Consider the following 10,781-nt stretch of genomic DNA (forward strand, 5'->3'; position numbering starts at 1 on the left):
GGGACATCGACATGCGCGACTATCGGAACTTCTATATCGACGGCCAGTGGGTCGCCCCGGTCGAACCGAAGACCGCGGATGTCATCAACCCCGCGACCGAGGCGGTGGCCGGCACCATTTCGCTCGGCGGTGTCGCCGACGTGAACAAGGCGGTCGCCGCCGCTCGCAAGGCCTTTGCCGGCTGGTCGCAGACCACGCGCGAACAGCGGCTCGACCTGCTGCTCGCCATCCAGGCCGAATATGCCCGGCGCCAGACCGAACTGGGCGATGCGATCATCGAGGAGATGGGCGCGCCGTCCTCGCTCGCCCATGGCTTCCATGTCGGCTTGGGGGCCGGCCATCTGCAGACCGCGATCGAGGTGCTGCGCGAATTCAAGTTCGACGAGCCGCATGGCGCGACGATGATCGCGCGCGAGCCGATCGGCGTCTGCGCGCTCATCACGCCGTGGAACTGGCCGATGAACCAGACCTGCGTGAAGATTTTCCCGGCGCTGGCGACCGGCTGCACCATGATCCTGAAGCCGCCACAACTCGCCCCCTTCTCGGCCCAGATCCTGGCCGAAATTCTCGATACGGCGGGCGTGCCGGCGGGCGTGTTCAACATGGTGCAGGGCAGCGGCAGCGTGATCGGCACCGCGCTTTCCACCCATGAGGATGTCGACATGGTGTCCTTCACCGGGTCGGAGCCGGTCGGCGTCCAGATCCAGAAGGATGCCGCGACCACGATCAAGCGGGTCGGGCTGGAACTGGGCGGCAAGAGCGCCTTCATCGTCTTGGATGATGACGCGCTGGCCGCCAATGTCGCCGGCGCGACCGGCGGCATGATGGGCAATTCGGGCCAGACCTGCAGCGCCGGATCGCGCCTGCTGGTGCCCGCGTCGCGCATGGATGAGGTGATTGCGGCGGCCAAGGGCGCAGCGGACGCAGTGACGGTCGGTGATCCGACCGGCAATGTCGCCATGGGTCCGGTCGTGTCGAAGAGCCAGTACAACATCATCCAGGACTATATTCGCAAGGGCCTGGATGAGGGCGCGACCCTGATCGCTGGCGGCGCCGGTCGCCCGGACGGGATCGACAAGGGCTGGTTCGTGAAGCCGACGGTGTTCGTCGGCACCAACAACATGGTGATCGCGCGCGAGGAAATCTTTGGCCCGGTGCTGGTGATCATCGGCTATGACGATATCGACCACGCAGTCGACATCGCCAATGACAGCAATTTCGGTCTCGCCGGCTATGTCAGCGGCACGGATATTGACCAGTGCCGTGCCGTCGCCCGGCGGATGCGCACCGGCTGGATCAGCATCAATGGCGGATTCGATTTCCACGCCCCCTTTGGCGGTTACAAGCGCAGCGGCAATGGCCGCGAATGGGGCGAGCATGGCTTCCTCGAATATCTCGAAGTGAAGTCGCTGCTGGGCTACGCCTGAGATGGCGGTCCAGTCCGGGCGCTATGGCGCCGCCAGTGCTGCGGCCGCTGCCGAGGGCTGGACCCTCGCGCGGCTGACCCCGCCCAGCCGCCTGCACGGCGCCAATGGGCTGGCGACCGGGCCGGACGGGCGCCTCTATGTCGCACAGGTCGGTGGCAGCCAGGTCAGCGCGATCGATGTCGACAGCGGCGCGATCGAGACGATCAGCGCGATGGGCGGCGCCATCGTCGCGCCCGACGATCTGGTGTTCGACGATGCCGGCAACCTCTATCTGACCGAAATTACCGAGGGCCGGGTCGCGATGCGCACGCCATCGGGCGACGTGCGGGTGGTGCGCGGCGACATTCCGGTCGCCAACCCGATCACCTGGCATCAGGGCCGGCTGATCGCGGGCGAATGCCGTATCGGCGCGCGGATCATGGAACTGGACCAGGATGGGGGCGAACCGCGCGTCATCCTCGACAATATACCGATGGCCAACGCCTTTCAGGTCGGGCCGGACGGCAAGCTCTATTTTCCCGTGATGGGCGCCAACGAGATCTGGCGGGTGGACCTGAATGGCGGCGCGCCCGAAGTGGTGGCCGGCGATCTGGGCGTGCCGGATTCAGTGAAGTTCGACAGCAAGGGGCGGATCGTCACGACCCAGGTGGCCAGCGGCCAGGTGCTGCGGCTCGACCTGGTGAGCGGCACGCGCGAGGTGCTGGCCGATCTTGGCCCCGGCCTCGACAATGTCAGCTTCATCGGCGACCGCATCTTCGTGTCGAGCATTCCGGGCGAAATCACCGAATTGCTGGGCGATGGCAAGGTCCGCTCCGTCGTGCCGCGCGCACTGCAATGGCCGCTGGGCCTCGCCATGGGTGCGGATGGGGCGCTGTTCGTTGCCGATGGCACCTTCGGCTATACGCTGCGGTCCGGCGAGGCGCTGACCCTGGCCGGCATGATCTTCTACCCCGGCTGCCCCGGCTATATGCGCGGTGTCGCCGCTGGCGCGCAGGCGGGGGAGTGGATCATCAGCACCGGCTTGGGAGCGGTGGCGCGCTATCGGCCGGGGCAGGGGGAAAGCGATTTCCTCGCCACCGGCCTCGACCAGTTGATGGGTGTGGCGGTCGCGCCGGGCGGGGCGGTGGTCGTCGCCGAATATGGCACTGGCCGGCTGCTCTCGATCGAGAATGGCACGGTCGGCGAACTCGCGACCGGACTCGACAAGCCGATGGGCGTGGCGCTGGCGCCGGATGGGACAGCCTATGTCGCCGAGGCCGGAGCGGGGCGCGTGGTGCGAGTCGCGACCGGTCGCAGCGAGACGATCATCGATGGTCTCGGCCGACCGGAAGGGCTGGCGATCCATGATGGGAAGCTGTTCGTCGTCGATACGCGGGCCAAGACATTGGTCGCCACCAACCTGTCGGGCGGCGCGCGCGCGACGATCGCCAGCGCCCTGCCGGTCGGCGCGCCCGCCGGCGTGACACCCAAATTCCTGGGCCCGATCGGTGACATGGCCGGGCCGATGATCAATTTCGCCGATGTGACGGCGGGACCGGACGGCACGCTCTATGTGTCGGGCGACGCTGAAGGCAGCGTGCTGGCGTTACGCCGCCGGTAAGGGACGGTCGCCGCTGAGCTGCTCGCTGAGCGCGTCCGCCGCCTCGACCAGCGCCTGTTGCAATGCGCCCAGCCCCTCGCGTTGCAGTGCGGCGCCGATGCCGATCGCCACCAGCGCATGGACCGGGCGGCCCGCGCCTTTCCATACGGGCGCGGAGACGACGGTGACGCCGGCAATATATTGGCCCTCGTCCACCGCGAAGCCCTGCGCGCGGGTCTGGCGCAATTGCTCCATCCAGTCGGCGAAGGGCGGGGGATCGTCCCAGCGCAGGGTGTCGAACCGCGCCTTCAGTTCCTTCTCGCCATAATCGCCAAAGGCGGCGATGCAGCGGCCGGTGGCACTGATCAGCGCGGGAAAGCGGCTGCCAACCTGGGCGCTCAGCTGAAAGCCGCTGCCCGACTGCGCCATGGCGACGACGATCATATGATCGAGGCCCACCGCCTGCACCCCCAGCATGGTAAGGCCGAAGCGCTGGGCCAGCCGATCAAGCACCGGTTGGGCAAGGTCGTTGAAGGCGTCGCGGCGTAGCCAGTTGCGCGCCAGCGTCAGCACGCCGGCCTGCAGCGCATAGCGTTTGGTGTCGGGATCGAAGGCGACCAGTTCCTCCTCCACCAGCGCGCGCAGCACATAGAGGCAGGTGCTGGGCACCAGCCCCAGTTCCTTGGCGATCGCCTGCACGCCGAGCGGCCGGTCGCTCTTGCCCAGCAGGCGCAGGATCGCGGCGGCACGGGCGATGGCGGGTGCCTTGCTCTCCTGCACGGCCTTGGCGACCTTGCGGACGGTGGAGGGCGGGCGGGGCGTCGTGCGGCTGTCGGTCATGGCGTCATCCTATCGCGACGCCGATGGCCTGTCATTCGAAATATAGAACATCATTCACTATTTACAACAAATGAGTCGCTGTGACATCGCTTGTGGCAAGCAGCGACGGGGTTTCGGCCCGTTCGCCCGGTTGAATGCCGGACCGATGGGATGGGATGATGGCGAAGCTAACCGACTATCGCAGCTATGCCGATGCACAGGCACATGCGACCTCAGCGGCGCTGTGGGATCTGTTCGACGGCGACCGCGAAGACCTGAACATTGCCTATGAATGTATCACCCGCCATGCCGATGGATCGGGTCGTGCTGCCGTGCGCATCGCTCATGCAGATGGCCGCGACGAGATACTGAGCTTCGACGCGATCGCGGCGGGGGCCGCGCGCTTCGCCCATTGGCTCGATGCCGAGGGTATTCAGCCGGGCGAACGCATCGCCTTCATGCTGGAGCCTTCGCTGCCCTTCTATGTCTGCCTGTTCGGGGCGATGCAGACCGGCGCGATCTCGGTGCCGCTCTTCACCCTGTTCGGCCCGGATGCGCTGCGGCTGCGGGTGGATGATTGCAAGCCGACCATCCTCATCACCAATGCGGAAAAGGCGGAACTGGCGCGCAGCATGGATGGCCCGCGCGTGATCGTCGCCGACGACGCATTGCTGGCCGATCTCGCCCGCTTCCCGGCGAGCTACAGCCCGAAGACCAAGGCCAATGACCTGGCCGTCTTCCAATATACGTCGGGCACCACGCGCGAACTGCCCGAGGCGGTGAAGCACAGTCACCGTGCGCTGGTGACCTTGATGTTCGCCGCGCTCTACGGCACCGGCATTCGGCCGGGCGACGAGTTTTTCTGCCCCTCCTCGCCGGCCTGGGGGCATGGCCTGTGGCATGGCACGCTGGCGCCGCTGGGGCTGGGCGTGACGACGGGCACCTTTGCCGGCCGGTTCGATCCGGTGCGGCTGATGCAGGCGCTGGACGCTTATGGCATCACCAACATGTCGGCCGCCGCGACCCATTATCGCATGATGAAGAATAGCGGCCGGGCCGCCGATTTCGCCTTCCATTTCGACAAGCTGTCCTACACCGGCGAGCCGATCGACCCGGCGACGCTGGAGTTCATCGACGCCCATTTCAAGGTGCCGGCCTGTTCCATGTACGGCACGACCGAGATTGGCGTGGTGCTGGTCAACTATCCCGGCGCGCAGGATTTCAGGGTGAAGCCGGGTTCGCTGGGCAAGGCGGTGCCGGGCCAGAAGCTGGAAGTGCAGCGCCCCGATGGCAGCGCCTGCGATCCCGGCGAGATTGGCGAGCTGATGCTGTGGCGGCGCGACCGGTGGGAAACCACCAAGGACCGGGCGAAGATCGACGCCGACGGCTATTTCTACCATTGCGGCCGCGCCGACGACGTCATCATCTCGGCCGGCTGGACGATGAGCGCGGTCGAGATCGAGAATACGCTGCTCAAGCATGAGGCGGTGCTGGAATGCGCGGTGATCGGCGTGCCCGATGACAAGCGCGGCCAGGTGGTGAAGGCCTTCATCATCCTCAATCGCGACGGCAGCGACGCGCTGGTCCGCGAATTGCAGGACTTCACCCGCGAAAAGCTCGCCCAGCATGAATTCCCCCGCATCGTCGAATTCGTGACCGACCTGCCCAAGACGCCGGCCGGCAAGGTCCACCGCAAGATATTGAGAGATCGTGAGGCCGCCAAGGCGGTCGAACTCGCCAACTGAAGTCAGGAGAAGAGAGATGGCAACATTGGCCGAAGCGCCCGTGAACAAATTCCCCAAGATCACCGAGGAGGGGCTGGACGACCTGCGCAAGCGCATCGGCGTCAAGATCGAGAATACTGTCGAGCCGTGGAATTACGAAGCCACGCGCGACGCGATCCGCCATTATGCCCATGGTATCGGCGACGATAATCCGCTGTGGTGCGATCCGGCCTATGCCGAAAAGACCAAGCATGGTTCGCTGGTCGCGCTGCCAAGCTTCCTGTTCACCACCAGCCGCATCATCTCGGGCTATTGCGGTGGCCTGTCGGGCGTCCATGCGATGTGGGCGGGCGCCGACTGGACCTGGCACAAGCCGGTGCTGCGCAACGACACGATCCGCACCGAGGCCTATTTGAAGGATCTGATCGAGCATCAGACCAAGTTCGCCGGCCGCAGCTTCCAGCAGATCTACCATGTCGATTTCTTCAACCAGTCGGGCGACAAGGTCGCCGAAGGCGACAGCTGGGTGTTCCGCACCGATCGCGACGAAGCGCGCGAGCGTGGTACCAAGTACACCGAAGCCCGTGGCCGGGTGGAGCCCTTCTCCGACGAACAGCTGGCCGAGATGTACAAGCTGTACGAGAAGGAAGAAATTCGCGGCGCCACGCCCCGTTACTGGGAAGATGTGCAGGTCGGCGATGAACTGCCGCGCATGATGAAGGGGCCGATGACCGTCACCGGCTTCATCTGCTACGCGCAGGGCTGGGGCGGCCTCTATATCCGCGCCAACAAGCTGGCGTGGAAGATGCAGCAGAAGCATCCCGGCACCGGCATCAAGAACCGCTTCAACGTGCCCGACTGCCCGGAACGCGTCCATTGGGACGAGGCGTTCGCGCTCGAAGTCGGCGCGCCGGGCGCCTATGACTATGGTCCGGAACGCTGCAGCTGGCTGACCCATCAGGTCACCAACTGGATCGGCGACGACGGCTTCCTTCACAAGAGCAAGTGCCAGATCCGCCGGCACAATCCCGATGGCGACGTGATCTTCATCGACGGCAGCGTGATCCGCAAGTTCGAGGAGAACGGCAAGAAATATGTCGAGATCCAGCAGCGCGCGGAAACCCATCGCGGCGAAGTCTCGGCCTTCGGCACCTCGATTGCCGAACTGCCCAGCCGCCCGGCCTGATCCGGGCGCGGCGGGCCGTTCCTTCCCCCTGGGGAGGATTTGGGATGGGACGGCCCACCGAAAGATGCATGATGGACAGCCACGACAAGAATATATGGGCAGGGCCGCTGGCCGGGGTGCGGGTGCTGGATTTCACCCGCGTCCTGGCCGGTCCCTCGGCTGCACTGGCGCTTGCCGATCTGGGCGCGGAAGTCATCAAGGTGGAGCCGCCCGGCAGCGGGGATGACACCCGCAGCTTCCCGCCGCTGCGCGAAGGCGAGAGCCATTATTTCCTCAGCGTCAATCGCGGCAAGAAGAGCATCGTGCTCGACCTCAAGGCCCCCGAGGGGCTGGCGATCGCGCGCGATCTGGCGGCCAAGTCCGACATCCTCATCGAAAATTACCGGCCCGGCGTGATGGACCGGCTGGGCCTTGGCTATGAGGCGCTGTCGGCGCTCAACCCCGGCCTCATCTATTGCGCCATTTCCGGTTTCGGCATGACCGGGCCGCTCAAGGATCGGCCGTCCTTCGACATCGTGTTGCAGGCCATGTCCGGCGCGCTCAGCGTCAATGGCGAACCGGGCGGGCTGCCGACCAAGCTCGGCATTCCGCTGGGCGATCTGGTCGGCGGCATCAACGGGCCGATCGCCATCCTCGCCGCCCTGCACGAACGCCATGCGACCGGGCGCGGCCGGCTGATCGACATCAGCCTGATGGACGGGATGATCGGCCTGCTCGGCTATCTGGCGCAACTCAGTTTCTTCACCGGGCAGGACCCGGTGCCGCAGGGATCGCAGCACCCCAATCTCGTCCCCTATGGCGTCTTCCCGGCCAGCGACGGGTCGATCGTGATCGCCTGTCTCACCAATCATTTCTGGGGCAAGATCTGCGCCGCGCTGGGGCTGGACGCGCTGGCCGACGATCCGCGCTATGACATGCTTGACAAGAGGCGCGAGCGACGGGCGGAGGTGAATGCCCTGCTGTCGGCGGCGACCCAGACCCGCACCGTGGCCGACCTCGCCGATTTGTTCGCCGCGCACCAGGTGCCGCACGCGCCGATCCTGACCATCAGCGAGGCGCTGGCCCAGCCGCAGACGCTGGCCCGCAACATGGTGGTGGAGACCGAGCACAGGACGCTGGGCACGATCCCGATCGTCAACCGTCCCTTCCGCTTCCCCGGTGCGGAGCAGCCGGTGCCGAGCGCGCCGCCGGTGCTGGGCGAGCATAGCGATATGGTGTTGGCAGACCTTCTGGGCATGGATGCGCAGACCATCGCCCGCCTGCGCGACGCCGGAATCGTCGCCTGAGCGATCATTTGGCGCCACGCTTGGGGCGACGGCACCGCCGCCGCTAAGCTCCCCGCCAATCATCATCCGGGAGAGAGACTATCATGCTGCGATTTGACGACCGCGTCGCCCTGATCACCGGCGCCGGGCGTGGCCTCGGCCGGGCTTATGCGCTGCTGCTGGCGGCGCGCGGCGCGAAGGTGGTGGTCAATGATCCCGGCGTCAGCATGCAGGGCGAAGGGACCGATGCCGGCCCGGCCCAGTCGGTGGTGGACGAAATCCGCGCCGCCGGGGGCCAGGCGATCGCCTCGACCGACAGCGTCGCCACGCCTGAAGGCGGGCAGGCGATGATCGACCTCGCCCGCGACCATTTCGGCAGCATCGACATCCTCATCCACAATGCCGGGATCGTCCGGCGCGGCGGCCTAGCGGAACTCAGCTATGCCGATTTCGAGACGGTGCTCGACGTCCATCTGCGCGGCGCCTTCCATGTCGTGCGCGCCGCCTTCCCGCATATGTGCGCCGCCAATTATGGCCGCATCGTCCTGACCGGATCGATCAACGGCCTCTACGGCAATGCCGGCGTGGTCAATTACAGCGTCGCCAAGGCCGGGATGATCGGCCTGTCCAACGTCGCCGCGATCGAGGGGACGGCCCATGGCGTGAAGAGCAACATCATCCTGCCCGGCGCCGTCACCCGCATGGCCGAGGGTCTCGATACCAGCGCCTATCCGCCGATGGATCCGGAGCTGGTCGCACCCGCCGTCGGCTATCTGGCGCATCAGGATTGCGCGGTCAGCGGCGAGATGCTGATCGCCATGGCCGGGCGCGTCGCGCGGGCCTACACGATGGAAACCGTCGGCCTGTTCCAGCCCGACTGGACGATCGAGCAGATCGCCGATCGGCTGGCGGAGATACGCGACACGCAGGACGCGTTGCTCTTCCCACCGGTGCCGACCGGCCATCTCGACCATCTGCGCTACAGCTTCGCGATGGCCAGCCAGGGCATGAAACAGGGCTGATCGCTCAGCCCTGTTTCGCCGCCATCATCGCCTGGATCAGCGGCTTGATCTGGGCTTCCACCGGCGCCGGGTTGAAATGCTCGGCGACCGATGCGATCCGACCATCGCGAATGCGTAGCAGGAAGACATAGCGATTGGCGAAGGGCTCGCCATTCACCAGCATGCCCGCCGACCGCACCTCGGCTGCGACCCGGTCCTCTTGCGCCGTCAATGAATCGACGGTGAAGCTCAGCCCGCCCTGGAACAGCGACCCCAGCATCGCCACGCCGCGCTGATAGGCGGCGCGCGGCGCATCGACGCCCGACGTCGTCGTCCAGGCGGTCATGTCCTCGGTCAGCAATTCGTCCGGCAGTGCCGCCGCCGACAGGGCGGCGAAGAAGCGGCGAGCGAGATCATGATGGGCCTGCGCCATCGGATCAGGCCTTCACGGGAATCGAGAAGCGGTCGGTATAGTCCTTGAAATGGGCGTGGATCTGCGCCCGATCGAGGCCATAATCGGCCAGGTCATAGCTATGCTTGCCATGCTTGCCCTGTGGATTGGCGGCCAGCATCGCGGTCATGCCGGCTTCCGCTTCCGCCGTGAAGGGCTCGTCGAAGCGAGCATAGAGCTTGCGCATCTCGCCGATCGGGTCGCGCAGCTGGTCGTCATACTGGATGTCGTGGATCGCATCTTGACCATGTTTCTCGCGATAGGTCAGCATCCGCTCGATCATCAGGTCGAAGGTGCGCAGCTGCGATCGGCCGACCTCGACTGGGTCGACATCGGCGCTGAACATCTTGCGCACCTGATAGACGAGGCTGCAGGCAGAGCCGACGACATCGGCCGGATCGCGATGGGTCATCACCAGCTGGGCGTCGGGATAGACGCTAGTCAGGTCTTCCAGGAACAGCGGATGCCAGGGGTTCTTCAGTGTCCAGCGGCCGCCATTTTCCGCCTGCAGCAATTGCAGCAGCCGCTTGTGATAGCGGAAGGCGGGCAGGTAGCTCGTGGCGAACAGCCATTTCTGATAGCTCGGCACATGCAGCACCGAGTCATAATATTGGGCGCAGAAGGACGGCGCCATGGCGAACTGGCACTCGGTCGGGCTGTCGGCATCCTCATGATGGATGGCCGAAATATGCGGCGCATATTTGAGCGACATGTCGAGCCGCGCCTGTTCCGCGACATAGCGCGGGTCGCTGCTGAGCGTGCCGGCCGCAGCGGGCGGCGCCGAATTGAACGCCTCCCAGCGCAGGAAGGACCGGCGAGCCGGATCTGCGTTCAGCAGGTTGATGGTCAGGGTCGTGCCGGTGCGCGGCAGGCCGAAGACGAATAGCGGCTTTTCGACCGGCGCGTCGAGCAGGTCTGGATGGCGGGCGAGCCAGTCCTCGACCTGCAGCCGGTTGGCGAGCGTCGCGGTCAACTGCTGCGCCCAGCGGCCTTGCGCTGCCTCGGTGAGGTTGGCCTCGCGATTGATCGCATCGACCAGCACGTCCAGCCCTTCCAATATGGCGTCGTCGCCCAGGTCGGAAAGGCCGGTCTGTTCGCGCGCGGCGGCGACCAGGGCGTCGGCGTCGAGGCCGATGGTGTCGGTGGTCATGATCCTCTTCCCTTCTGTTTTTCAGGCGGCCTGCGCCGCGATCTCGGCCAAGGCCCCCAGCACGCTGTCGGCATGTTCGTGCCGACAGATGAGGAGGTCTGGCATGTATGTGTCTTCTTGGTTGTAGATGAGCGGCGATCCATCGATGCGGGATGCGTGGAGGCCGTGGGCGAGTGCGA

Annotated in this window: 9 protein-coding genes and 1 pseudogene; 6 read left to right on the forward strand and 4 right to left on the reverse strand. The window is 65.9% G+C overall.

The annotated features are described in order from the left end of the window. Positions 1-11 precede the first annotated feature (11 nt). Positions 12-1,427 (forward strand): aldehyde dehydrogenase family protein, encoded by a 1,416-nt coding sequence (locus BRX37_RS22110; protein ID WP_125989482.1) that lies wholly within the window; start codon positions 12-14, stop codon positions 1,425-1,427. Position 1,428: 1 nt separating this feature from the next. Next, the gene (locus BRX37_RS22115) at positions 1,429-3,027 is read left to right on the forward strand and encodes an SMP-30/gluconolactonase/LRE family protein (protein ID WP_125989484.1); all 1,599 of its coding nucleotides are present in this window, start codon (positions 1,429-1,431) and stop codon (positions 3,025-3,027) included. Here BRX37_RS22115 and BRX37_RS22120 read toward each other — a convergent pair. Next, positions 3,013-3,846, reverse strand: coding sequence for an IclR family transcriptional regulator (locus BRX37_RS22120; protein WP_037521968.1), 834 nt, complete (start codon positions 3,844-3,846; stop codon positions 3,013-3,015). The genes BRX37_RS22115 and BRX37_RS22120 overlap by 15 nt on opposite strands. Positions 3,847-4,001: 155 nt before the next feature. Between BRX37_RS22120 and BRX37_RS22125 the strand changes: the two genes are divergently transcribed. The 4 genes from BRX37_RS22125 (at position 4,002) to BRX37_RS22140 (ending at position 9,022) form a co-directional block, all read left to right on the forward strand. Then, positions 4,002-5,570 (forward strand): acetate--CoA ligase, encoded by a 1,569-nt coding sequence (locus BRX37_RS22125; RefSeq protein ID WP_486056940.1) that lies wholly within the window; start codon positions 4,002-4,004, stop codon positions 5,568-5,570. 16 nt (positions 5,571-5,586) lie between these two features. Beyond that, positions 5,587-6,735, forward strand: a complete 1,149-nt coding sequence (locus BRX37_RS22130) for an FAS1-like dehydratase domain-containing protein (RefSeq protein WP_125989486.1) — start codon at positions 5,587-5,589, stop codon at positions 6,733-6,735. A 68-nt stretch (positions 6,736-6,803) separates the two neighbouring features. After that, positions 6,804-8,021: a CoA transferase gene (locus BRX37_RS22135; protein ID WP_318276862.1), complete on the forward strand. Its 1,218-nt coding sequence runs from the start codon at positions 6,804-6,806 to the stop codon at positions 8,019-8,021. Positions 8,022-8,104: 83 nt separating this feature from the next. Beyond that, the gene (locus BRX37_RS22140) at positions 8,105-9,022 is read left to right on the forward strand and encodes an SDR family NAD(P)-dependent oxidoreductase (protein ID WP_125989490.1); all 918 of its coding nucleotides are present in this window, start codon (positions 8,105-8,107) and stop codon (positions 9,020-9,022) included. Positions 9,023-9,026: 4 nt separating this feature from the next. On the opposite strand, the gene BRX37_RS22145 is transcribed toward BRX37_RS22140, so the two are convergent. From BRX37_RS22145 to BRX37_RS27450, 3 genes and pseudogenes are all read right to left on the reverse strand, one after another. After that, the gene (locus BRX37_RS22145; RefSeq protein WP_125989492.1) at positions 9,027-9,434 is read right to left on the reverse strand and encodes a nuclear transport factor 2 family protein; all 408 of its coding nucleotides are present in this window, start codon (positions 9,432-9,434) and stop codon (positions 9,027-9,029) included. Between the two features lie 4 nt (positions 9,435-9,438). After that, the gene (locus tag BRX37_RS22150) at positions 9,439-10,602 is read right to left on the reverse strand and encodes a sulfotransferase family protein (protein WP_125989494.1); all 1,164 of its coding nucleotides are present in this window, start codon (positions 10,600-10,602) and stop codon (positions 9,439-9,441) included. Positions 10,603-10,623: 21 nt separating this feature from the next. Beyond that, positions 10,624-10,781, reverse strand: a pseudogene (locus BRX37_RS27450) (3'(2'),5'-bisphosphate nucleotidase CysQ); the annotation flags it as partial.

Origin of the sequence: Sphingomonas sp. S-NIH.Pt3_0716, from assembly GCF_003950715.1 — a bacterium.
Taxonomy (GTDB): Bacteria; Pseudomonadota; Alphaproteobacteria; order Sphingomonadales; family Sphingomonadaceae; genus Sphingobium; species Sphingobium yanoikuyae_A.

Coding starts and splice junctions, on each gene's coding strand:
- BRX37_RS22110 (WP_125989482.1), top strand. CDS start 12: ATGCGCGACTATCGGAACTTCTATATCGACGGCCAGTGGGTCGCCCCG.
- BRX37_RS22115 (WP_125989484.1), top strand. CDS start 1,429: ATGGCGGTCCAGTCCGGGCGCTATGGCGCCGCCAGTGCTGCGGCCGCT.
- BRX37_RS22120 (WP_037521968.1), bottom strand. CDS start 3,846: ATGACCGACAGCCGCACGACGCCCCGCCCGCCCTCCACCGTCCGCAAG.
- BRX37_RS22125 (WP_486056940.1), top strand. CDS start 4,002: ATGATGGCGAAGCTAACCGACTATCGCAGCTATGCCGATGCACAGGCA.
- BRX37_RS22130 (WP_125989486.1), top strand. CDS start 5,587: ATGGCAACATTGGCCGAAGCGCCCGTGAACAAATTCCCCAAGATCACC.
- BRX37_RS22135 (WP_318276862.1), top strand. CDS start 6,804: ATGATGGACAGCCACGACAAGAATATATGGGCAGGGCCGCTGGCCGGG.
- BRX37_RS22140 (WP_125989490.1), top strand. CDS start 8,105: ATGCTGCGATTTGACGACCGCGTCGCCCTGATCACCGGCGCCGGGCGT.
- BRX37_RS22145 (WP_125989492.1), bottom strand. CDS start 9,434: ATGGCGCAGGCCCATCATGATCTCGCTCGCCGCTTCTTCGCCGCCCTG.
- BRX37_RS22150 (WP_125989494.1), bottom strand. CDS start 10,602: ATGACCACCGACACCATCGGCCTCGACGCCGACGCCCTGGTCGCCGCC.